Source organism: Rahnella sp. BIGb0236 (assembly GCF_004364755.1).
Classification (GTDB): Bacteria; Pseudomonadota; Gammaproteobacteria; order Enterobacterales; family Enterobacteriaceae; genus Rahnella; species Rahnella victoriana.
This window is the reverse complement of record NZ_SOAO01000002.1, coordinates 344,973-367,491: the sequence shown is the minus strand read 5'-3', so window position 1 is coordinate 367,491 and position 22,519 is coordinate 344,973. Positions and strand designations below refer to the sequence as shown.

The window sequence follows — 22,519 nt, the reverse complement described above, 5'->3', positions numbered from 1 at the left end:
GCCTGGGGTTCACAACGCCTGATTGCCCTGATTTCATGATAACTTCCTAAGTTGTGCAGACTTTTTGCACAATTTATCCCCAGGATGTTAAACCTCAGGCTGCATCGATGAAACGATGCACAGCGCGCAGCACCGCATCGGGTTTTTCGGCGTGCACCCAATGACCCGCTCCCGCCACCACATGCGCTTTGGCCTGCGGGAACTGGCGGGCAATCGCATCGCGATATTCATCCTGCACATACGGCGATAAACCGCCACGGATAAACAGCGCCGGATGATCCCACGGTGGCACCTCTTCCCAGCCGGTAATGGTGTCGTATTCACTCAGCAGCACCGGCACGTTGAAACGCCATTCTCCCTGCTGGAACGATTTCAGCAGGAACTGGATCACGCCGTCTTCCTTTATATACTCACGCATACACTCAGTGGCTGAGGTGCGGTCGCGGAGTCCGGCGTCGGTTACCGCGTTAATTGCCGCAAAAATCTCATCATGACGGCGCACGTGGTAATCCACCGGCGCGACATCAATGGCGATCAGCCTTTCGATGCGATCAGGGATCAGCGCCGTCAGCGCCATTGCCGCTTTTCCGCCCATTGAGTGACCGATAACGATGATTTTTTGGAAACCCACCTCATCCAGCGTTTCCACTAAATCCTGCGCCATGGCGGCATAAGACATCTCGCCGGCGCGTCCTGACTGACCGTGATTACGCAAATCGACCTGTAACACGTTATGCTGTTTTTTCAGGTCGCGGGCCAGAATGCCCAGATTATCGAGGGTGCCGAACAGGCCGTGGATCAGTAAAACCGGCAGGGCGGCGCTGCCAGCGACGTCAGCTTCTTGCAGGCGATAATGTAATTTCATAGCGAAGTTCATACAGATAAACAATCTCATTAGGTTATCATGACTTGCGGATAATTTTTGAAAACAGAAAGTGTCTGCCAGATGCCAGAGCGGGATTTGTCTATCAGGAAGCCGGCGGGTTGATGTCAGCATGCAGCAAAATCGGGAAGTTGTCTGGATTTTGCTTCGCGGCGCAATTCCTCTGTTTGTTACTGCGTAGAAATTTGTATAATCCTTTTGAATGAATTAAGTAGAAAAACAGTACTGGATAAAGATGAAAACTATTGAGGTTGACGAAGAACTCTACCGCTATATTGCCAGCCATACGCAAGCAATCGGTGAAAGCGCGTCTGATATTTTACGCCGTATGTTGAAGTTTACTGCCGGTCAGACCGCTCCTGCCGCGCCAGTGACCCCTTCTGTTATCGCCGGCACTGTCGCGCAGGAAAAACCTGCCGCCGCCGCAGCGCCGACGTCGCGTGATAAAGTCCGCGCCGTCCGTGAACTGCTGCTGTCCGATGAATACGCAGAACAAAGCAAAGCGGTGAACCGCTTTATGCTGATCCTGTCGACCTTGTATACCCTCAACCCGAAAGAATTTGCGACGGCGACCGACTCTCTGACCGGCCGCACGCGGACCTATTTTGCCGGTGACCAGCAAACCCTGCTGCAAAACGGCATTCATACCAAGCCTAAACACGTTCCCGGAACGCCGTATTGGGTTATTACGAATACCAACACAGGTCGCAAACGCAGCATGATCGAACACATCATGCAGCTCATGCAGTTCCCGGCGGAACTGACTGACAAAGTGTGCGGCACCCTCTAAATTTCAGCGTAAGGGAGAAGCGCCAGTGGCTAATCACCCCCGTGCAGGGCAACCTGCTCAGCAAAGCGATTTGATCAATGTGGCGCAGTTAACGTCACAGTATTACGTTCTGCAACCGGATCCGGCTAACACTGCACACGCGGTGAAATTCGGCACGTCCGGCCATCGCGGTAGTTCGTTGCGTCACAGCTTTAATGAAGCGCACATCCTGGCGATTGCTCAGGCAATTGCTGAAGTGCGTAAAGAGCAGGGCACCACCGGCCCGTGCTACGTGGGTAAAGATACCCATGCGCTGTCCGAACCGGCATTTATCTCTGTGCTGGAAGTGCTGACCGCCAATGGCGTGGATGTCATTGTTCAGGAAGACAACGGATTCACGCCGACACCGGCCGTGTCTCACGCCATCCTGACCCACAACCGCAACGGCGGCGCGCTGGCAGATGGCATCGTCATCACGCCTTCGCACAACCCGCCGGAAGATGGCGGCATCAAATATAACCCGACCAACGGCGGCCCGGCAGATACCAATCTGACCTCGGTAATCGAGAAGCGTGCTAACGCATTGCTGGCGGCTAAGCTTTCCGGTGTGAAACGTCAGTCTCTCGATCAGGCGTGGAAAAGCGGCCATCTGGTGGCGAAAGATCTGGTGCAGCCATTTATCGAAGGGCTGACCGATATCGTGGATATGGCCGCGATTCAGAAAGCCGGTCTGAAACTGGGTGTGGATCCGCTCGGCGGTTCCGGTATCGAATACTGGAAGCGTATCGCGGAACATTACAAACTGGATCTGACGCTGGTGAACGATGAAGTCGATCAGACTTTCCGTTTCATGCATCTCGACCACGACGGCGTGATCCGCATGGACTGCTCGTCTGAATCGGCGATGGCCGGTCTGCTGGCCCTGCGTGATAAGTTCGATCTGGCTTTCGCTAACGACCCGGATTACGACCGCCACGGTATCGTGACACCTGCCGGTCTGATGAACCCGAACCATTATCTGGCGGTGGCGATTCAGTACCTGTTCCAGCACCGTCCGCAGTGGGGCAAAGACGTTGCCGTCGGTAAGACGCTGGTTTCCAGTGCGATGATCGACCGCGTGGTGGAAGATTTGGGCCGTAAGCTGGTGGAAGTGCCGGTCGGTTTCAAATGGTTCGTTGACGGTCTGTTTGACGGCAGCTTCGGTTTTGGTGGCGAAGAAAGTGCCGGGGCTTCATTCCTGCGTTTCGACGGCACACCGTGGTCAACCGACAAAGACGGCATCATCATGTGTCTGCTGGCCGCGGAAATCACCGCCGTCACCGGCAAGAATCCGCAGGAACATTACAACGAGCTGGCGGCCCGCTTTGGCGCACCAAGCTACAACCGTATTCAGGCGCCTGCGACGCACGCACAGAAAGCCGCTCTGTCTAAACTTTCTCCTGAACAGGTGAAAGCAGACACCCTGGCCGGTGACCCGATCACCGCCCGCCTGACCAACGCGCCGGGTAACGGTGCGTCCATTGGCGGTCTGAAAGTGATGACCAAAAACGGCTGGTTTGCGGCACGTCCGTCCGGCACAGAAGAAGCCTACAAAATCTATTGTGAAAGCTTCCTCGGTGCTGAACACCGTGAACAAATCGAGAAAGAAGCGGTAGAAATCGTCAGCAAAGTCCTTGCCGACGCGAAATAAGCTGTTTTCTTCTTCACATCAAAGGCGCTGATTATTCAGCGCTTTTTTTTTGCCCGTTTCTTGCCGGAAGTTCAGATGTTAATAAAGATATATCTAAATGCGTTTTTCCGCTTGCCAGTTTCTGAAAACCGATCTACTTTAGATATATCGAAATAATTCGATATATCTAAATAGGGCATACAATATGTTTAGCAAAATGTTTGAAGGCCGCCATCGCGGTCACGGTAGCCGGGAAGAAGGGCATCGCGGTCATTGCCGTCATGAATCTGATGTTGGTGATCACAGCGAGCGCCATGCGTTACGTCGTGACGGCCGTCATCGCGGTGAAGAACGGGGAGAAGAAGGGCGCGAACGTCGCGGACGTGGCGAAGGTCGCCGTGGCGGGCGCGGTGAGCGGGGTGTACATCGTCTGTTTGAACACGGTGATTTACGCCGCGTGCTGCTGGCGCTGGTGGCGAAAAAACCGAGCCACGGTTATGAGCTGATCAAGGCCATCGAAGAAGCCTCTTCCGGTCTGTATGTGCCGAGTCCGGGCGTGATTTACCCGACGCTGACGCTGCTGGAAGAACAGGATTTCCTTGAGCCTGTCGCCACCGGCAATGGCCGCAAAAGTTATCAAATCACCGAAGCGGGCAAAGTGGAACTGGCGCAGCATCAGGCGGCGGTCGATGTGATTTTTGCCCGTCTGGCCGGCGCTCAGCGTCCGCGTGAAAACAACCTGGCGGAAGGCATTCATGAATCCATGCACCGCCTGCGCCACGCCCTGCGCGGCAACATGATGCGTGCGGATTTAACGCCGGAGCAGGTGGTGCGTGTGAATGCGATTTTGCAGCAGGCGGCTGAAAGCCTGGAAGCCGAATTTGGCGAAGCCAGGCCGGAAGCTGACGAACCTAAGGCATAAAACGATAGCCCACGCCGGTTTCCGTCAGTAAATGACGCGGCCGGGTGGCGTCGGCCTCCAGCTTCTGACGCAGATGCCCCATGTAAATGCGCAGATAATGGCTGTGTTCGACATAGTTCGGGCCCCAGACGTGGCTCAGTAACTGACGCTGAGTAATGACCTTGCCGCTGTTTGCCAGCAGTTCGGCCAGCAGGCGAAATTCAATCGGCGTCAGATGACAATCTTCCCCGTTCCGCTGTACGCGCCGGTTGATCAAATCCACCGTCACATCCGCAAACGTCACCAGCGGGCTTTCCTGCGAACTGCCCGCATGACGGCGCAGCGCCACGCGAACCCGCGCCAGCAGTTCACCGACGCCAAACGGCTTGGTGAGAAAATCATCGGCACCGGCATCCAGCGCAGCAATCTTGTCTTCCTCGCGGGTGCGTGCCGACAACACAATGATCGGGATGGCGCTCCAGTGGCGCAAATCGCGGATATACGTCAGGCCGTCACCGTCCGGTAAACCGAGATCGAGAATAATCAGATCCGGTTTACGGGTTCCGGCCTCAATCAGCCCGCGTTGCAGCGTCTCGCTTTCAAACACCCGCAAGCCTTCCGCCTCCAGTGCCGTGCGCACAAAGCGGCGGATTTCTTTTTCATCTTCAACAATTAAAATATTTACCGGGGATGCGCTCACGATGCCTCGTTGATGTCTGATTCCATGTCACTTTCCATCTCCGGCAATGCCTCGAGCGGCAACCTGAAACGAAAACGCGCACCGCCGTCGGGGCCATTTTCCGCCCAGATCCGTCCGTCGTGCACCTCAATAATGGCACGACAAATCGCTAATCCCAACCCCACGCCGGGAATGGCGGATTCTTTATTGCCACGGGCGAATTTTTCAAAAATAGTCTGTTCAGCACCGGCCGGAATACCGGGGCCGTTATCCCAGACTTCAATCTCCAGCCACTCATCCAGCGGAGTGGCTTTGATGTCAATCGTCGCGCCGGTACCGGCATATTTATGGGCATTTTCCAGCAGATTGATCAGCACCCGTTCGATCAGACTGGCATCGCAATTGACCAGCACCATTTCTTTCGGCAAATCGATCTGAATATTGTCATGCGCCAGCACCGGTTCCAGCATCCGCAGCGCGCTGCCGGTGATTTCTTCCACCGACTGCCACTCCTTGCGCAGGTTAAATCCGCCGGACTGAATGCGCGCCATATCCAGCAAATTGTTCACCAGCCGCGTGGTGCTCAGCACCTGCTGGCGGATCTGACTGGCTTGTGGCGCGTGCTTAGAGCCTTCCGATGCCAGATCCAGCGTCAGGATTTCCGCCTGCCCGAACAGCACCGTCAGCGGCGTGCGTAAATCGTGGGACAGCGCGGAGAGCAGCGAGTTACGCAGTTGCTCGCGCTCGGTTTCCAGCCGCGCCGTTTCTGCGCGGGCGGCCAGATGCAGACGCTCCAGCGCATTGGCAATCAGCACGGTAAAAGTCTGCAACAGGCGTTGTTGTTCCGGCACCAGCAACTGGCGGATATTCGGCGGTTCGACCGCCAGCAGGCCGCGCGACTCTCCCGATGCCACCAGCGGCAGCAGCTGATACGGCACGCCGGGCAGGGTATCGGTGCCCGCACCGGCAGGCAGTTTCTTATCGAAACTCCAGCGGGCGATGGCGTCATCCACCACAATCGCCGTGATTTCACCGGCAGGTTGCGCCAGCTCGCCGTTTTCCTGCGGCAGCAAAATGGCGGTTTTGGCATTCAGACTGGAAGAAATAAAGTGACGGCTGGTCTGCGCGATGGCTTCCGGCGTCAGCGACTGGCTCAGCCCTTTGGACATTTCATACAGATGCTGTGCGCGTTTTTCACGGTGACGGGCGATGCGCGCCTGATAACGTACCCCGGCGGTCAGATTGCCGATCAGAATGCCGACAATCAGCATCACGCCGAAGGTCACCAGATATTGCGCGTCTGTTACTGCCAGCGAGCCGCGTGGCTGCACGAAAAACAGATCAAAGCTGACGACGTTAATCACCGCCGCCAGCACCGACGGCCAGCGGCCATAAAACAGCGCGACAATCACCACGCCGAGCAGATACACCATCACCAGGTTGGCCTGATCGAAAGTCGGCACCAGCCATTGCGACATCACGGTGATCACCGCACACAGCGCCACGGCCAGCGCACAGCCCCACAACTGACGGCTGAAACGGTCGGCGAAGGTGCGGGAGTCCTGTTCTTTGCGCGGCGATGTCACCGGTGCATCTTCCAGCCCGACAACGATCAGATCGAGATCCGGCGCGATTTCCGCCAGTTTATCGGCAAAACTGGCGCTGAATTTCCAGCGTTTTTCACGGCGGCGGCCGGTCATGATTTTGCCCAGACGATGTTCACGGGCGTAGCGCAAAATCGCCTGTTCTTCCTGCGGGTCGGATAACGTGGCGGTTTCCGCGCCCAGTTCCTGCGCCAGTTTCAGAGAATGCAAAATGGCGCGGCGCTGGCCTTCCGGCAGACGGTGCAGACGGGGTGTTTCAACATATACCGCGTGCCAGACGCAGCCGAGACGCGCGGCAAGACGTGCGGCGACGCGAACCAGTTTTTCGTTACCGCTGCCGTGACCGATACACAGCAACAGCGCGTCGCGGGTATGCCAGACGCGGTTAACGCCCTGATCGTCGCGGTATTCGCGCATCTGATCGTCAACCCGGTCGGCGGTGCGGCGCAGGGAAAGTTCGCGCAGGGCAATCAGATTGCCTTTACGGAAGAAATGTTCGATAGCGCGTTCGGCCTGACCGGGGATGTAAACTTTGCCCTCTTTCAGGCGCTGACGCAGGGAGTCCGGCGGTAAATCCACCAGCACCACTTCGCTGGCGTCATCAAACAGCCGGTCGGGAACGGTTTCGCGAATAATGATGCCGGTGACGCCGCTGACCACATCGTTCAGGCTTTCCAGATGCTGAACGTTCACGGTGGTAAATACGTCGATACCGGCATCGAGTAACTCTTCGACATCCTGCCAGCGTTTCGGATGGCGCGAACCGGCGGCATTGCTGTGCGCCAGTTCATCCATCAGGATCAGGGCAGGGCGGCGGGCCAGCGCGGCGTCGAGGTCAAACTCCTGCACCTGACGGCCACGGTGGTGTATGCGTTTCGGCGGTAACAGAGAAAGCCCCGGCAGCAGCGCCTGCGTTTCCTGCCTTCCGTGGGTTTCCACCACGCCGACCAGCACGTCAAGGCCGGTGGCGCGCAGACGCTGTGCTTCCTGCAACATGGCAAAAGTTTTCCCGACGCCCGCACAGGCGCCGAAAAAGACTTTTAGTTGCCCGCGGGGCTTCTCATTAGCCAGCGCCAGCAGGCTGTCCGGATCGGGGCGATCGTCAGTCATATCATCCTTATTGAGCTTTCAGTTCATCCAGCGCCAGATTCAGCCCGAGCACGTTAACCACGTCCGGGCCGAGGAAACCAATCAGCGGCGATGATGTATTATCATCAATCAATTTATTCACTTGCGCCAGTGGCAGACCGCGCGCGGCTGCAATGCGCGGTGCCTGCCATTGCGCCGCGTCAACGGAAATCTGCGGATCCAGCCCGCTGCCGCTGGCGGTCACCAGATCCACCGGCACTGTCGCCGGGCTTTGCGGATTGGCTTTGCGCAGCGCCGCCACGCGGTCTTTTACCGCCTGATCCAATGCCGGATTACTGGCTGCCAGATTGCTCCCCGCCGATGCCAGCGGATTATACGGTGAATCGGCGGTAACGGACGGGCGTCCCTGGAAATACTCATTGCGGGTAAAGTTCTGCCCGATCAGCTCAGAGCCAATCACCTTATTGCCGCTGTCTTTGATCAGCGATCCCATTGCCTGCGGGCGGAACACCAGCTCAGACACACCGGTGGTCAGCAGCGGATACACCACGCCGGTCGCCAGCGTCAGCAGCACCGTCATCACCAGAGCCGGACGCACATAGGACATTTTTTTAACGGACATAATGGTCTTCCTCAACAATCAGCTCAGATGTAAAACGGTCAGGATCACGTCGATCAGCTTGATACCGGCAAACGGCACCAGCAGACCGCCTGCACCATAAATCCACAGGTTGCGGCGCAGCAGCGCGGCGGCACTCATGGCTTTATAGCTCACGCCTTTCAGCGCCAGCGGGATCAGGAACACAATCACCAGGGCGTTGAAAATGACCGCCGACATAATGGCCGACGACGGCGACGTCAGATGCATCACGTTCAGCGCATTCAGTTGCGGATAGGTCGCCGCAAACGCTGCCGGAATAATGGCGAAATACTTCGCCACGTCGTTGGCGATACTGAAAGTGGTCAGCGATCCGCGCGTCATCAGCATCTGTTTACCGATATGTACCACTTCAATCAGCTTGGTCGGGTTGGAATCGAGATCGACCATGTTCCCGGCTTCCTTCGCCGCCTGCGTCCCCGAGTTCATCGCCACCGCCACATCGGCCTGCGCCAGTGCGGGCGCATCGTTGGTGCCGTCGCCGGTCATGGCGACCAGCCGACCTTCCGACTGATACTGACGAATTAACGCCAGTTTGGCCTCCGGCGTGGCTTCTGCCAGAAAATCATCGACGCCCGCTTCGGCGGCGATGGCGGCAGCGGTCAGCCGGTTATCCCCGGTGATCATCACCGTTTTGATGCCCATTTTGCGCAGCTCGGCGAAACGTTCCTTGATGCCGCCTTTGACGATATCTTTCAGCTCGACCACGCCCAGCACTTTCGCGCCCTCGGCGACCACCAGCGGCGTGCCGCCTTTACGCGCCACAGTTTCCACCAGCCCATCGACGGCTTTCGGGAAGGTGCCGCCGTTGGATTCCACATGGCGGCGGATGGCGTCCACCGCACCTTTACGGATGCTGCGCTCACCGACGTTGACGCCGCTCATGCGGGTCTGCGCGGAGAAGGGGACGAAAGTCGCATTCAGCGAATGAATATCACGTTCACGCAGGTTAAAACGCTGCTTCGCCAGCACCACGATACTGCGGCCTTCCGGCGTTTCATCGGCCAGCGACGATAACTGCGCGGCATCGGCCAGTTCCTGTTCCGTCACCTGAGGCGCGGGCAGGAACTGCGATGCCTGACGGTTACCGAGCGTGATGGTGCCGGTTTTGTCGAGTAACAACACATCCACATCACCGGCAGCTTCCACCGCGCGGCCACTGGTGGCGATGACGTTGGCTTCCAGCATGCGGCTCATGCCTGCCACGCCGATGGCCGACAGCAAGCCCCCGATGGTGGTCGGGATCAGACACACCAGCAGCGCCACCAGTACGGTAATGGTGACCGGAATACCGGCGTGGCTGGCGTTAACGCTGAACAGCGAGAACGGATACAGCGTGGCCGTCGCCAGTACGAACACCAGCGTCAGGGCGACCAGCAAAATGGTCAGCGCCACTTCGTTTGGCGTCTTGCGACGCTTAGCGCCTTCGACCATCGCAATCATACGGTCAAGGAAGGTATCGCCGGGGTTGGCTGAACACTCAACCACCAGCCAGTCGGACAACACGCGCGTCCCGCCGGTGACCGAGGAGAAGTCGCCGCCGGATTCGCGGATCACCGGTGCGGATTCGCCGGTAATGGCGCTTTCGTCCACCGATGCACCGCCGATCAGCACTTCACCGTCGCACGGCACGGTATCGCTCGCTTCGATCAGCACGTAATCGCCTTTGCGCAGCGTATCGGCGGCGACTTTGATCACCGGTGATTCAGGGCGCGGTTCGTAGATTTTTTTCGCCCAGCTGGTTTTCTGCACGCCTTTCAGGCTCTGCGCCTGCGCCTTGCTGCGGCCTTCCGCCAGGGCTTCGGCAAAGTTGGCAAACAGCACGGTGAACCACAGCCATAGCGACACGCTGCCGGTAAACGCCGCGCTGCCGTCGGTACGGTGCATCAGGATCGCCAGCCAGATCAGCGTGGTCAGGATACTGCCCAGATACACCACGAACATCACCGGATTACGCCACTGAACGCGGGGATCCAGCTTTTTCACCGAATCCAGCAGGGCAGTGCGGATCAGGCGAGGTTCGAATAACGCACGTTGTTTACGACTCATTTTTTTCGTCTCTATATTCATCAGTTCAACGGGTTACGCAGCATTACTGTGCGGACCAGACCTGCAAATGTTCCGCGACCGGTCCCAGCGCCAGCGCCGGAATAAAGGTCAGCGCGCCGACCAGCAACACGGTGCCGACCAGCAGACCGATAAACAGCGGGCCGGAGGTGGGCAGGGTGCCGTTGCCTGCCTGCTGGCGCTTTTTCACCACCAGTGAACCGGCAATCGCCAGCACCGGAATAATCACCCCGAAGCGGCCGAAGAACATGCAGGCTGCCAGCAGCAGGTTGTAGAACGGTGTGTTGACGCTCAGCCCGGCAAAAGCACTGCCGTTGTTATTGGCGGCGGAAGATACGGCGTACAGCACTTCACTGAAACCGTGTGCACCGGGGTTTAAAATCCCTGCACGACCGGCATCGGTGACCAGCGCCAGTGCGGTGCCGAGCAGTACCAGCGTCGGCGTGACCAGGATCGCCAGCGCGGTCATCTTCATGTCGTAAACGTCGATTTTCTTACCGAGATATTCCGGTGTGCGGCCAATCATCAGCCCGGCAATAAACACCGTCAGCAGGACGAACAGCAGCATGCCGTACAGGCCGGAACCCACACCGCCGAACACCACTTCACCAATCTGCATCAGCCACATCGGCACCATGCCGCCCAGCGCGGTAAAGGAATCGTGCATGGCGTTGACTGCGCCGCACGAGGCCGCTGTCGTCACGACCGCATACATCGCCGAAGCCAGAATGCCGAAGCGGCTTTCCTTGCCTTCCATATTGAAATTGCTGCTGATGCCAGGCGCGGTGAAGTGCGGATTGCCTTTGAGTTCGGCGTACATCACCACCACCACGGACACCACAAAAATCACCGACATTGCCCAGACCAGCGCGTGACCCTGACGGTTGTCGCCGACCACACGGCCAAACGCAAAACACAGCGCGCACGGGATGATGAAAATCGCCAGCATCTGCACCATGTTGGTCAGAGCGGTCGGGTTCTCAAACGGATGCGCGGAGTTAGCGCCAAAGAAGCCGCCCCCGTTGGTGCCGAGCATTTTGATCGCTTCCTGCGAGGCCACCGGCCCCATCGGCAACGTCTGTTGCAGGCCTTCCAGCGTGGTAATGTGCTGATAGGCTTCGAAGTTTTGCAGCACGCCCTGACTGACGAAAAACAGCGCCAGCAGAAACGCGACCGGCAAAAGCAGATACAGCGTAATGCGCCATAAATCCGTCCAGGCGTTGCCGATGGTTTGCGCCGAAGGACGCGCAAATGCCCGGATCAGCGCAAAGGCAACGGCGATACCGGTGGCGGCGGAGAGGAAGTTTTGCACCGTTAATCCGGCCATCTGGCTGAGATAACTCAGCGTGCTTTCGCCGCTGTACGCCTGCCAGTTGGTATTGGTCACGAAACTGACAGCGGTGTTGAACGCCAGATCCCAGGACAACCCGCCAAAATGCTGCGGGTTCATCGGCAATACGCCCTGTGCCATCAGCAGGGCCGTCAGCACGATAATGCCCAGAATGTTGAATACCATGATCGCCAGCGCGTACTGCCACCAGTTTATTTCAGCCGTGCTGCTGCCAGAGGTACGTAAAACGCCGTTCTCAATGCGCTGTAAAAATGCGCCGGGCTGTCCTTCAATCAGTTGAGCAATAAAGTGTCCCAGTGGTTTTGCCAGCAGCAAAAGCACCAGCATAAAACTGGCAATCAGTAAGAAACCGGTCGCAGCCATTTAAAAATCCTCCGCATTCAGCAGGGCATAAACCAGATAGCCGAGCAGCAGAAGAACCAGTAATGCGCCGCAGATTACGCCAACACTCACAATCCACCTCCACAGGTGTGTTTTTATGTTGTGGCGAGAATAGGGAAAGGCGGGAAAAGATCCTGAAAAGAAACATAACCGCAGTGTAAAAAAAGTATAAAAATGCGCAAAAATGAAACCATAAAGAAACTTTAATTACGTATTTATTTAACCATTCTGTAACTCAATTACAGCAATAGGGTAAATTTGGCGAAAATTTACACTTTTAAGTGGTCAGATGAGTAGTAAAATTTCATCAATTGCGGTATATTTTTCGCAACTTACAGTTTCCGAAAACTTTCCAAATTTCACAGGAGCAACGCGATGAATGAATACACGCCATATACCATGACCCGCATACTGGCCCGCCGCGCTTTTGTTATTGCTGCCGGTGTTCTGGCACTGCCGGTCATGCTGTTCCGCGCTGACCGCGCCCGTTTTTACAGCTATTTACACCGCGTCTGGATGAAAACCAGCGATAAGCCGGTGTGGCTGAGTCACGCTGAAATGGCGACACAAGATTTTTATTAATTCAGCTCCCTCCCCTGCGAAGGGGAGGGTTGGGGTGGGGTATTAAGGTCAAACACACGATTTGAAGTCTGCGTAAGCCGTTGTTCAGTCTGCTAAACCCCCTCCCATCCTCCCCCTTCGCAGGGGGAGGAGCCAGAAACCCCGTTTTCCCGACGGGGTTTTTTATTGCCTGTCGATAAACCTGTACAACATTATTTTTATGTATAACTTGTGCTAGGGTTATACATGAAGGTGATGAGTTAATGCCGCCTTCCTTTTCTTCTTCCAACGCAAGGCGCAGACAATGATGAAAACAATTCCGATAGGTATCAGTGCATGCCTGCTGGGTGAAAATGTCCGCTTCGATGGCGGGCATAAACGTCTGGCGTTTGCGGTGGAGCAACTCGCGCCGTATGTGCGGTTTGAACCGGTCTGCCCGGAAATGGCGATCGGCTTACCGACGCCGCGTCCGGCGCTGCGTCTGGTGAAGATGAACGACAGTGTGGTGATGCGTTTCAGTAATGACGAGAGCATCGACATTACTGAAAAAATGCAGCAATACGCGGAAAAACGTGTGGCGCCGCTGGCCGGTCTTTGCGGCTACATCGTCTGCGCGAAATCCCCGAGCTGCGGGATGGAGCGGGTGCGGGTGTACAGCGCCAACGGTAAAGACGCCAAAAAAGCCGGTGTCGGGATTTATACCGCTGAGCTGATGAAACAGCATCCGTGGCTGCCGGTGGAAGAAGATGGTCGCCTCAACGATCCGGTGCTGCGCGAGAATTTTGTCGAACGGGTCTTTACGCTTTTCGAACTGAATCAGTTGCGGGAAAGCGGCCTGACGCGCGGCAAACTGATGGCGTTTCACAGCCGTTATAAACTGACGTTGCTGGCCCACTCTCAGCCGGAATACCGTGAACTGGGGCGCTTTGTCGCCGCGATGGCAGAGTGGGGATCCCTCGAGGAATACTTTGACGAATACCGCCTGCGGCTGATGAACCTGCTGCGTCACAAAGCCACGCGCCGTAATCACACCAATGTGCTGATGCATGTGCAGGGATATTTCCGTAAACAGCTGAGTTCGCCACAGCGTCAGGAGCTGGCGGGCCTGATCGACCGCTACCGTCAGGGCGTGCAGCCGCTGCTGGCACCCATCACGTTGCTCAAACATTACATGTCGGAATATCCGGATGCTTATCTGGCTGATCAGCGTTATTTCGAGCCTTACCCGGAAGCCTTAAAACTTCGATACGGACATTAAAAGGAAAATTATGACCACGCATTTAGTCTGGTTCCGTAATGATCTGCGGATAACCGACAACCGCGCGTTACATGCTGCCTGTGAGGATCCGCATGCCCGCGTAATTGCTGTTTTTATTGCCACGCCGGATCAGTGGAAGCAGCATGAAATGGCGCCACGGCAGGCGATGTTCATTTATCAGCATCTTCAGGCACTGCAACATGCGCTGGCGGAACGCGGTATCCCGCTGCATTACCATCAGTGCAATGATTTTGCGGGCAGCGTGGACTGGCTGAAGGATTTCTGTAAAACCGAAAACGTCGATGCGCTGTTTTACAACAAACAGTATGAAATCAACGAGCGTCAACGGGATGACGCGGCAGAAATGGCCGTGGACGGATCCGTTATCTGCCATGCGTTTGACGACAGTCTGCTGTTGCCGCCGGGTTCCGTGACCACCGGCAACAATGAAATGTACAAGGTTTACACGCCGTTTCGCCGGGCCTTTTTATCCCGTCTGACCGAATCGGACAGCCGCTCCCTGCCTGCGCCGCAAGCCCGCGAACATCAGGGAAAAGTAGTGATGCACCGGCTGATGCCCTTTGATTATCCGCTGGCAGATATCGGTGAAGACTTCGCGATTGGCGAGGACGCCGCGCGACATCAGCTGCGGAGTTTTTGTCGTGAACAGGTACAGGATTATCTCGAACAGCGCGATTTACCCGCCGTTGACGGCACCAGTTCGCTATCGCCGTATCTGGCGATTGGTGTGTTGTCGCCGCGCCAGTGTCTGAACCGTCTGCGCACGGAGTGCCAGCACGTTCTGGAGAAAACCGACGGCGGCGCGTTTGGCTGGCTGAATGAACTGGTGTGGCGGGAGTTTTACCGTCATCTGATCGTCGCCTGGCCGAAGCTTTGCAAACATCAGCCGTTTGTTGCGTGGACTGACAACGTGCGCTGGCGTCATGCGCCGGATGATCTGCAGGCATGGAAAGAGGGAAAAACCGGTTATCCCATCGTCGATGCGGCAATGCGTCAGCTCAATCAAACCGGCTGGATGCATAACCGTCTGCGCATGATTGTCGCCAGTTTTCTGGTGAAAGATTTGCTGATCAACTGGCGTGAAGGCGAACGCTATTTTATGTCGCAACTGCTGGATGGCGATCTGGCCGCGAACAACGGCGGCTGGCAATGGGGCGCGTCCACCGGTACCGACGCCGCGCCGTATTTCCGCATTTTCAACCCGACGACGCAGGGCGAACGCTTTGACAAAGCCGGACGTTTTATCAAGGCCTGGTTGCCAGAATTGTCGGATGTGCCGGAAAAAGACATTCACACCCCGCATCGCTGGGCAGAAAAACATCATCGCGTGCTAGACTATCCGCTGCCGGTGATTGATCACGCGCGGGCGCGAAAAGACACGCTTGCCGCCTTTGAGGCCGCGAAAAACCGGGCAGACTGACGTTTGTCTCTCACCACGACAAGGAGCGATGTGATGAAAAAATACCTGCTGGCGCTGATGCTGGCGTGCTGGGCGGGACAGGCCACTGCGGCGTTCGATGTGGTGGCGCTGGGCGTGAACGGCGGGGTGGAAGAGGGCAATCTGACCTCGTATCTGATTAAAAGTGACGATCAGAAATTGTATCTCGGGCTGGATGCCGGTTCGGTATTGCCGGGCATCCGCCAGGCTCTGGCCAAAGGCAGTTTTCCCGAGGTGACCGGTGAAAACGCTGCGCCACTGACGCCGCAGGGTGCGGTGTTCCGCAATCTGATTGGCGGATACTTTATCAGCCACGGCCATCTCGACCATCTGGCGGGGCTGATCATCAGCTCGCCGGAAGACAGTAAAAAACCGATTTACGGCACGGCGGATACCATCGGCACGCTGCGCCAGCATTACTTCAATGGCCGCGTCTGGCCGAATTTCACCGACTCCGGCAGCGGTTTTCGCATCGGCACCTATCGCCTGAATCAGCAGCGTCCGGCACAGCGATTCTCCCTCGGCCTGACCGGTCTGGATGGCACCCTTTATCCGCTCAGCCATGGCGGCACGTCTTCCAGCATGATCCTGATCAGCCGCAATAATGCGTCGTTTGCTTTCTTCGGTGACACCGGCCCGGATGAGGTCGAGAAATCCAAAAATCTCGATACCGTCTGGCGCGTATTGGGCGACGAAATCAAAGCCAAACGCCTGAAAGGCATCATTATCGAAACCTCTTATCCCGACGGCGTGCCTGACAGCAAACTGTTCGGGCACCTCACCCCTGACTGGCTGTTAAAAGAACTGACGCATCTGCAAAACTCTGCGGGCGGCGAGGGTTCACTGAAAGACCTGACCGTGATCATCAGCCACGTTAAACCGACCCTGCAGGCCGGTGCCGATCCTGAAAAAGCCATCATGGCGCAGCTGGAAAAAGGCAATAATCTGGGGGTGAAGTTTGTGCGGATGCAGCAGGGTGAACGGCTGAAATTCTGATGCGTTACCCCCTTATTCTGGCCTGATTTTTAATTAAGATTGTTCCGAGTCAATTGTGGAGAAATGAAAACTCTGCAACGGGCTTCGGAACATGAATTATGGATTAAGTGTAAAGAATTCGTCATGACGAAAGACAAATCCTGACAGCAGGTAAAAATTCTCCGCCGTATTATTCCCGCAAGGTGTTCTGATAATAAAGAACATAAACCACAGGGAATAATTGTGAAAACAAAAATAGCGGTTTCATCTTTCGTGTTAATGGCTTTATTAACCGGCTGTCAGTCTAATGCCGATCAATATGCTGCGGATACCTTTACCACTGACCAGTTAAATACGCGACAGGAAACGCGTACGGTCAATATACTTTCAGTCTTACCTGCCAAAATAACGGTCAATAATCAGGATAACCGGAATACCGCCACGCTGGTAGGCTCGGTTCTGGGCGCTATCGCCGGCGGTGTCGCGGGCTATGCGCTGGGGCATGGCGGTGATCTGGCGGCGGTCGGTGGCGCGGTGGGCGGGGCTACGCTTGGCGGCGTCACCGGCTCTGCGGTGAACAGCCGTAATACGGTGGAAGGGGTCAGCCTCAGTTATAAAGATGATACGAAAATATATACTTCGGTTCAGGTCGGGCGCGCCTGCCAGTTTACTAATGGGCTGGCTGTAGTCTTTATGACGCAAAAGAATGAAACCCGTATTCAGCCAAACAGCACTTGTCCGGCTGGAAAATAAACAAGGGATATCATGAAAAATAAAATTGTATTACTGATGTTATTCCTTTCAGTGTCTCCGGCTGCCGTTTTTTCAGCCGATTTACAGCAACAATTATCGAATGTCGCGCAGGCAGAAAATCAGGGGCAGGCGGAAGAGCAGGCACGATGGGATGATTATCAGGCCCGCGAAGAGGCTTATTACCGTTACCGTGAGGCCGAGCGTAATAAACGGATTGCCGCCGCCAATGCACGCGCCAGAGCGCGGGAAGCCGAGCGGTTAAAAGATAAACACCGCGATCAGAATTATGAAGATCAGCTACGACAGTTAAATGTGGATAAAAAGAAACTGGAATTGCAGCAACTGCAGGCGCGTACCGCGCATGAAAATGAGTTTATTGCGCAGGATCTCAAACAGCAGGCTGCACAGACGGATGTCACCCAGTCTCAGGCGGATGCTAACCGCAATTTGTCACAGGGCAGTCAGGCGAAGATGATCAGTGAAGGCAAGGCGCAGGAAATTAAAGCCGGAAAATGGTTTAACTAACCGGCCCGGTGGCTGTTGTCGGGCCGCCGCTTGCGTTATCCTCTGGCGATATTTAATGAAGAGTGGAACGCCATGAACAACCTCCAGCTTGAACAGCTGATTAACCAGAAACTGGATATCAGCAATTACAAAGATTACGCACCGAACGGATTGCAGGTCGAAGGACGTCGCGAAGTACAGCGCGTGGTCACCGGCGTGACGGCGTCGCAGGATCTGCTGGATGCCGCGATAGCCGTTGAAGCGGACGCGGTGCTGGTGCATCACGGTTATTTCTGGAAAGACGAGCCGACGGAAATCCGTGGCATGAAACGCAACCGTCTCAAAACCCTGCTGGCGACAGACACCAACATGTACGCCTACCACCTGCCGCTGGACGGACATCCGGAACTCGGCAATAACGCGCAACTGGCAAAACTGTTCGGTATCACCGTGCAGGGTGAAATCGCTATTTTGCTGCCCTACGGTGAACTGGAAAAACCGCTGACCGGTGAGGAATTCCGCCAGCGGATTGAAGTCACGCTGGATCGCAACGTGCTGCACAGCTCACAGAATGCCCCGGCTGAAATCCGCCGCGTGGCATGGTGTTCCGGCGGCGGTCAGGGCTATATTCAGAAAGCGGCGGAATTTGGCGTCGATGCCTTCATCAGCGGTGAAGTGTCCGAACAAACCATACACATCGCCCGCGAAATGGGGCTGCATTTCTTCGCCGCAGGCCATCACGCCACCGAACGTTATGGCGTGAAAGCGCTGGGCGAATGGCTGCAAAATGAGCATGGGTTAGACGTCATGTTTATCGACATTGATAACCCTGCCTAGGGGCTATCTTATTTGCCATTTTGAATCCGGGCAGTGCGCGTGACAGTCACGTACTCACTGTACGCTCCTGTCCCTGTGCGCTGGCCGGATCCAAACTGACTGCAACGATTACGCCCCTCATTTCTGAGGCGTTTTATCCGATGACTCATCCGGCACGCTGTCTTCCAGCAGGGTAAACGCCCGCTGTAATCCGGTATCCACTTCAGGGTCTGCGCCCTGCGGTGGATACTTGCTTTCCTCTTCTTCCTCTTCCTCTGCGGCTTCGCTTTCCTCAACCTGCGGTTCAACGACGTTTTCCGGCGCGGGCATGGTCTCCTGAATCATCTGCTCATCAAAGGCCGGATTCAGTGCAGGAGAGAGCGGAGAACTGCTCAGGCTGTCCGGCATGGCGATGTGCGGCACCGGCGCATCGACTGCCATCTGGGTTTCTTCTTCTTTCTTCGACGTCCGGCTCAGTGCCACAATTCCGGCCCCACACAGGGCGAAAAAGGCGTAAAGGATATTGCCGCCTAATGGCTGGATCAGCGCCCCAACCGCCAGCGGGCCGATACAGGCACCGACGCCAAAGGCCATCAGCAGACAAGCGGAGAGCGACACGCGGCGTTCCGGTTCAATCATGTCATTCGCCAGTGCGACGACCAGCGGGTACAGCGTGAACTGCATCAGGCTGACGACAAAGCCGATACCGAGCAGCAGCGGAAACGAAATGTGGCTGACCAGCGCCAGCGGCAGGGCAGCCACTGCCAGCAGAATGGCGTTAATGCGCATCAGCATGTTGCGGTTATAGCGATCCGACAACCAGCTGAGCGGAAACTGGGCCAGCAGCCCGGCGAAAATCGCCAGCGCCATAAACAGGCCGGTTTGCTGCGTGCTCAGTGCCTGCTGGCTGGTGTAAATCGGCGCGAGTCCGTAGAACGAACCGACGACCATGCCGATTAACAGCGTGATCGCCAGCACTTTGGGGATCGCCCCAATAAAGAATTTCAGTTCCATCGGCGCCGGAGACATATGGCCGACGTTGGTGCGGGTGGTCAGCGCAATCGGCACCAGACATAGCGCGAAACATAACGCGATAACGATCAGCGTACTGACGCCTAAATCGCTGTTGAGCATCAGCACCACCTGGCCGAGCGCCATGCCGAGATAAGATGCCACCATATAAAAGCCGAATACCACGCCGCGCTGGTTGGCCTCCGCCTGATCATTGAGCCAGCTTTCCAGCACCATATATTGCACCATCATGCATAAGCCGATGATCAGGCGCAGCACCACCCAGACAGGAATGATGTCCGTCAGGCCGTGACCCAGCACGGCGGCAGTGATGATCCCGGAACAGGAAACGTAAGCGCGGATGTGACCGACGCGGGCGATCAGGATGTGGCCGACTTTGCCGCCGATCACCAGCCCGATGTAGTTGGCCGCAATGATTGCCCCGATCATCGCGCCGCTGACGTGAACCGCCGAAAGACGCAGGGAAATATAAGTCGTCAGCAGGCCGGAACCCAGCAGCATCAGTAACGTCGTGGTATAGAGCGGAAAAAAGAGTGCTAATGGTTTTCTCACAGGCCATCCCTATTGTGTAACGAAGGCGTTATCCAAACGCTAAAAAAACAGCAACATTTCTGAGAGTAGCAGGTGCAGGCGGCGGGCGAAACCTCAGTGTCCCGCGCAAACGGGCAGATGAGTTGACATCAGCACTCTGTTTCCCGCATAACTGATAACAAATCTCACGCTATTGATTTGATGAATAACCCGATGATCCACAACCCTTCTTTGAGGAGTGTCTGAGTGCAACGAGCACGATGTTACCTGCTGGGTGAACGCGCGGTAGTGCTGGAGCTGGAACCGCCGGTATCGCTGAAAAGCCAGCAGCGAATTTGGGGGCTGGCGCAACGTTTACAGGATCGCGCCACCTATCCGGGCGTACGCGAAGTCATTCCCGGTATGAATAATCTGACGGTATTACTCACCGAGGCGCAAAGTTCCGCGCTGGATGCCATCGAGCGTCTGCAAAACTGGTGGGAAGAAAGTGAGGCCATCGAGCCGGAATCGCGGCTGATCGAAATTCCGGTGATTTACGGCGGTGTGCAGGGGCCGGATCTGGACAACGTGGCGCACCATACCGGCATGACGCCGCGTCAGGTGGTGGAATGCCATGCCGGGACGGATTACACCGTGTATTTTCTCGGTTTCCAGCCCGGTTTTCCTTATCTCGGCGGTATGCCGGAAACGCTGGCGACGCCGCGTCACGGCGAACCGCGATTGTCGGTGCCTGCCGGTTCGGTTGGGATCGGCGGCAGTCAGACCGGAATTTATCCGCTGGTGACGCCGGGTGGCTGGCAGCTGATCGGGCAGACGCCGCTGGCGATGTTTGATCCGCTGCGTGCGACGCCGACCTTGCTGTTACCGGGTGACAGCGTGCGTTTCGTGCCGCAAAAGGAGGGCGTATGCTGAAGGTTTTACGCGCCGGGATGTTCACCACGGTGCAGGATATGGGACGCAACGGTTATCGCCAGCAGGGCGTCAGTCAGTCCGGTGCGCTGGATACACCGGCGTTGCGTATCGCTAACCTGCTGGTCGGCAACGATGAAAATGCCGCCGGGCTGGAAATCACCCTCGGACAATTCAGTGCCGAGTTTCACCGCGAAGGCTGGATCGCACTGACCGGTGCGGGCTGTCACGCGCAGCTTGACGGCAAAGACGTCTGGACCGGCTGGCGCTATGCGGTCAGGCCGGGCCAGGTACTGACCCTGAAAACGCCGGTGCGCGGGATGCGCAGCTATCTGGCGATTTCCGGCGGCATTGATGTGCCGGAAGTGATGGGATCGCGCAGCACCGATCTGAAAGCCCGTTTCGGCGGCTTCCACGGGCGTCCGTTGCAGGACGGCGATATGTTGCCGACCGGCGATACTTTCCATCATCCGAAAATTGCCGGTGGCATCAAACAGCTGCTGTTCGGTAACCGCATCCGTGCGCTGCCGGGGCCGGAATATCAGGAATTCAGTGCGCAGTCGCGGGAAGAATTCTGGCGCGCATCGTGGCAGCTTAGCCCGCAAAGTAACCGCATGGGTTACCGTCTGCACGGCCACACCCTGAAACGCGAAACCGACCGCGAGATGCTCTCGCACGGCTTATTGCCCGGCGTGGTGCAGGTGCCGCATGGCGGCCAGCCGATTGTGCTGATGGCCGATGCCCAGACCACCGGCGGCTATCCGCGTATCGCCTGCGTCATCGAAGCCGATTTGTACAATCTGGCGCAGATCCGCCTTGGCGAGCCGGTTCACTTTGTTAAATGCACGCCGGAAGAGGCGCAGAAAGCGCTGCGTGAGCAGTCACTCTTTATCGAACAGATTAAACGGGGGTTGTATGATCGTTGATCTGAATGCCGATCTGGGCGAAGGCTGTGCCCATGACGAGGCGCTGTTGCAACTGGTCAGCTCCGCCAATATTGCCTGCGGATTTCACGCCGGCGACGCGCAGACCATGCAGCAATCGGTTCGCTGGGCGCTGAAATACGGCGTGGCGATTGGCGCACATCCGTCGTTTCCCGACCGGGAAAACTTTGGCCGCACCGCCATGCAACTGCCTGCCGAAACGGTGTATGCGCAGGTGGTGTATCAGCTGGGGGCACTGGCCGCCATCACCCGTGCGCAGGGCGGAAAGATGGTGCATGTGAAGCCACATGGCATGCTGTACAACCAGGCTGCGACCGATGCCGTGCTGGCGGATGCCATTGCCCGCGCGGTGTATGACGTCGATCCCGCATTGCGTCTGGTCGGGCTGGCGGGCAGTGAGCTTATCCGCGCCGGTGAGCGTCTCGGTCTTACCACCCGCGAGGAGGTGTTTGCCGACCGGCGTTATCAGCACAACGGTACGCTGGTGCCGCGCAGTCAGCCGGATGCGATGATCGAAAGCGACGAAATGGCGCTGGATCAGACGCTGGCGATGGTGCAGCAGAAAAAAGTGCTCAGCCGCGAAGGCGTCTGGGTGCCGGTTAACGCCGATACCGTCTGCCTTCACGGTGATGGTGAGCACGCGCTGACCTTTGCGCGTCGTCTGCGTGCGGCATTTAATGAGCAGGCTATTCAGGTCAGCGCAGGCTGATTTTTGCAGTTTCCGGG

General features: G+C 56.7%; 21 protein-coding genes. 13 read left to right on the top strand and 8 right to left on the bottom strand.

The annotated features are described in order from the left end of the window. Nucleotides 1-94: 94 nt before the first annotated feature. Nucleotides 95-877: an esterase gene (gene ybfF, locus EDF78_RS05205; protein ID WP_133822692.1), complete on the bottom strand. Its 783-nt coding sequence runs from the start codon at nt 875-877 to the stop codon at nt 95-97. Nucleotides 878-1,118: 241 nt separating this feature from the next. Between ybfF and seqA the strand changes: the two genes are divergently transcribed. The 3 genes from seqA (at nt 1,119) to EDF78_RS05190 (ending at nt 4,243) form a co-directional block, all read left to right on the top strand. Continuing rightward, complete coding sequence (seqA, locus tag EDF78_RS05200; RefSeq protein WP_095921181.1) at nt 1,119-1,673, top strand: replication initiation negative regulator SeqA; 555 nt, start codon at nt 1,119-1,121, stop codon at nt 1,671-1,673. 25 nt (nt 1,674-1,698) lie between these two features. Continuing rightward, the gene (pgm, locus tag EDF78_RS05195) at nt 1,699-3,342 is read left to right on the top strand and encodes a phosphoglucomutase (alpha-D-glucose-1,6-bisphosphate-dependent) (protein WP_095921182.1); all 1,644 of its coding nucleotides are present in this window, start codon (nt 1,699-1,701) and stop codon (nt 3,340-3,342) included. 184 nt (nt 3,343-3,526) lie between these two features. Further along, nucleotides 3,527-4,243 carry a PadR family transcriptional regulator gene (locus EDF78_RS05190; RefSeq protein WP_119826625.1) on the top strand — a complete coding sequence of 239 codons (717 nt, stop codon included), beginning with the start codon at nt 3,527-3,529 and terminating at the stop codon, nt 4,241-4,243. Here the strand turns inward: EDF78_RS05190 and kdpE are convergent. Genes kdpE through EDF78_RS05160 form a run of 6 tightly spaced genes read right to left on the bottom strand, consistent with a single transcriptional unit; the run spans nt 4,233 to nt 12,123 of the window. Beyond that, entirely contained in the window at nt 4,233-4,922 is a 690-nt protein-coding gene (kdpE, locus tag EDF78_RS05185; protein ID WP_095921184.1) for a two-component system response regulator KdpE, read from the bottom strand. The genes EDF78_RS05190 and kdpE overlap by 11 nt on opposite strands. Then, nucleotides 4,919-7,615: a two-component system sensor histidine kinase KdpD gene (gene kdpD / locus EDF78_RS05180; RefSeq protein WP_133822691.1), complete on the bottom strand. Its 2,697-nt coding sequence runs from the start codon at nt 7,613-7,615 to the stop codon at nt 4,919-4,921. Before kdpD ends, kdpE begins: the two co-directional genes overlap by 4 nt. Before the next feature lie 7 nt (nt 7,616-7,622). Continuing rightward, a complete protein-coding gene (gene kdpC / locus EDF78_RS05175) occupies nt 7,623-8,201 on the bottom strand; it encodes a potassium-transporting ATPase subunit KdpC (protein ID WP_195817015.1) in 579 nt (192 codons plus the stop codon). A 33-nt stretch (nt 8,202-8,234) separates the two neighbouring features. Beyond that, nucleotides 8,235-10,301 (bottom strand): potassium-transporting ATPase subunit KdpB, encoded by a 2,067-nt coding sequence (kdpB, locus tag EDF78_RS05170; protein ID WP_133822690.1) that lies wholly within the window; start codon nt 10,299-10,301, stop codon nt 8,235-8,237. Nucleotides 10,302-10,344: 43 nt separating this feature from the next. Then, entirely contained in the window at nt 10,345-12,033 is a 1,689-nt protein-coding gene (kdpA, locus tag EDF78_RS05165; RefSeq protein WP_133822689.1) for a potassium-transporting ATPase subunit KdpA, read from the bottom strand. After that, nucleotides 12,034-12,123 (bottom strand): K(+)-transporting ATPase subunit F, encoded by a 90-nt coding sequence (locus EDF78_RS05160; protein ID WP_071823630.1) that lies wholly within the window; start codon nt 12,121-12,123, stop codon nt 12,034-12,036. A 303-nt stretch (nt 12,124-12,426) separates the two neighbouring features. Between EDF78_RS05160 and EDF78_RS05155 the strand changes: the two genes are divergently transcribed. The 7 genes from EDF78_RS05155 to EDF78_RS05125 all read left to right on the top strand — a co-directional run bounded on the left by EDF78_RS05155 (nt 12,427) and on the right by EDF78_RS05125 (nt 18,398). Beyond that, entirely contained in the window at nt 12,427-12,633 is a 207-nt protein-coding gene (locus tag EDF78_RS05155) for a YbfA family protein (RefSeq protein WP_095921190.1), read from the top strand. Nucleotides 12,634-12,916: 283 nt separating this feature from the next. Beyond that, the gene (locus EDF78_RS05150) at nt 12,917-13,870 is read left to right on the top strand and encodes a 2-thiouracil desulfurase family protein (RefSeq protein ID WP_131692637.1); all 954 of its coding nucleotides are present in this window, start codon (nt 12,917-12,919) and stop codon (nt 13,868-13,870) included. A 10-nt stretch (nt 13,871-13,880) separates the two neighbouring features. Beyond that, nucleotides 13,881-15,311: a deoxyribodipyrimidine photo-lyase gene (gene phrB / locus EDF78_RS05145; RefSeq protein ID WP_133822688.1), complete on the top strand. Its 1,431-nt coding sequence runs from the start codon at nt 13,881-13,883 to the stop codon at nt 15,309-15,311. A 33-nt stretch (nt 15,312-15,344) separates the two neighbouring features. Further along, the gene (locus EDF78_RS05140; RefSeq protein ID WP_133822687.1) at nt 15,345-16,325 is read left to right on the top strand and encodes an MBL fold metallo-hydrolase; all 981 of its coding nucleotides are present in this window, start codon (nt 15,345-15,347) and stop codon (nt 16,323-16,325) included. Between the two features lie 258 nt (nt 16,326-16,583). Beyond that, nucleotides 16,584-17,057 (top strand): hypothetical protein, encoded by a 474-nt coding sequence (locus EDF78_RS05135; RefSeq protein ID WP_095925084.1) that lies wholly within the window; start codon nt 16,584-16,586, stop codon nt 17,055-17,057. A gap of 12 nt (nt 17,058-17,069) precedes the next feature. Continuing rightward, a complete protein-coding gene (locus EDF78_RS05130) occupies nt 17,070-17,582 on the top strand; it encodes a DUF5384 family protein (protein ID WP_229920941.1) in 513 nt (170 codons plus the stop codon). Nucleotides 17,583-17,654: 72 nt separating this feature from the next. Continuing rightward, the gene (locus EDF78_RS05125) at nt 17,655-18,398 is read left to right on the top strand and encodes a type 2 GTP cyclohydrolase I (RefSeq protein WP_133822780.1); all 744 of its coding nucleotides are present in this window, start codon (nt 17,655-17,657) and stop codon (nt 18,396-18,398) included. Between the two features lie 117 nt (nt 18,399-18,515). Here EDF78_RS05125 and EDF78_RS05120 read toward each other — a convergent pair whose 3' ends face one another. After that, entirely contained in the window at nt 18,516-19,961 is a 1,446-nt protein-coding gene (locus tag EDF78_RS05120; RefSeq protein ID WP_133822686.1) for an MFS transporter, read from the bottom strand. 225 nt (nt 19,962-20,186) lie between these two features. Between EDF78_RS05120 and pxpB the strand changes: the two genes are divergently transcribed. From pxpB to pxpA, 3 genes are read left to right on the top strand one after another with little or no spacing between them, the layout of a single operon-like run. Beyond that, complete coding sequence (pxpB, locus tag EDF78_RS05115; protein ID WP_133822685.1) at nt 20,187-20,852, top strand: 5-oxoprolinase subunit PxpB; 666 nt, start codon at nt 20,187-20,189, stop codon at nt 20,850-20,852. Beyond that, nucleotides 20,846-21,775, top strand: coding sequence for a 5-oxoprolinase subunit PxpC (gene pxpC, locus EDF78_RS05110; RefSeq protein WP_095921196.1), 930 nt, complete (start codon nt 20,846-20,848; stop codon nt 21,773-21,775). Before pxpB ends, pxpC begins: the two co-directional genes overlap by 7 nt. Next, entirely contained in the window at nt 21,765-22,502 is a 738-nt protein-coding gene (gene pxpA / locus EDF78_RS05105) for a 5-oxoprolinase subunit PxpA (protein WP_133822684.1), read from the top strand. Before pxpC ends, pxpA begins: the two co-directional genes overlap by 11 nt. The last annotated feature ends 17 nt before the right edge of the window (nt 22,503-22,519 follow it).

Coding starts and splice junctions, on each gene's coding strand:
- kdpA (WP_133822689.1), bottom strand. CDS start 12,033: ATGGCTGCGACCGGTTTCTTACTGATTGCCAGTTTTATGCTGGTGCTT.
- EDF78_RS05190 (WP_119826625.1), top strand. CDS start 3,527: ATGTTTAGCAAAATGTTTGAAGGCCGCCATCGCGGTCACGGTAGCCGG.
- EDF78_RS05135 (WP_095925084.1), top strand. CDS start 16,584: ATGGCTTTATTAACCGGCTGTCAGTCTAATGCCGATCAATATGCTGCG.
- phrB (WP_133822688.1), top strand. CDS start 13,881: ATGACCACGCATTTAGTCTGGTTCCGTAATGATCTGCGGATAACCGAC.
- EDF78_RS05155 (WP_095921190.1), top strand. CDS start 12,427: ATGAATGAATACACGCCATATACCATGACCCGCATACTGGCCCGCCGC.
- ybfF (WP_133822692.1), bottom strand. CDS start 877: ATGAACTTCGCTATGAAATTACATTATCGCCTGCAAGAAGCTGACGTC.
- EDF78_RS05140 (WP_133822687.1), top strand. CDS start 15,345: ATGAAAAAATACCTGCTGGCGCTGATGCTGGCGTGCTGGGCGGGACAG.
- pxpC (WP_095921196.1), top strand. CDS start 20,846: ATGCTGAAGGTTTTACGCGCCGGGATGTTCACCACGGTGCAGGATATG.
- EDF78_RS05125 (WP_133822780.1), top strand. CDS start 17,655: ATGAACAACCTCCAGCTTGAACAGCTGATTAACCAGAAACTGGATATC.
- pxpA (WP_133822684.1), top strand. CDS start 21,765: ATGATCGTTGATCTGAATGCCGATCTGGGCGAAGGCTGTGCCCATGAC.
- kdpC (WP_195817015.1), bottom strand. CDS start 8,201: ATGTCCTATGTGCGTCCGGCTCTGGTGATGACGGTGCTGCTGACGCTG.
- EDF78_RS05150 (WP_131692637.1), top strand. CDS start 12,917: ATGATGAAAACAATTCCGATAGGTATCAGTGCATGCCTGCTGGGTGAA.
- kdpD (WP_133822691.1), bottom strand. CDS start 7,615: ATGACTGACGATCGCCCCGATCCGGACAGCCTGCTGGCGCTGGCTAAT.
- kdpB (WP_133822690.1), bottom strand. CDS start 10,301: ATGAGTCGTAAACAACGTGCGTTATTCGAACCTCGCCTGATCCGCACT.
- seqA (WP_095921181.1), top strand. CDS start 1,119: ATGAAAACTATTGAGGTTGACGAAGAACTCTACCGCTATATTGCCAGC.
- EDF78_RS05130 (WP_229920941.1), top strand. CDS start 17,070: ATGAAAAATAAAATTGTATTACTGATGTTATTCCTTTCAGTGTCTCCG.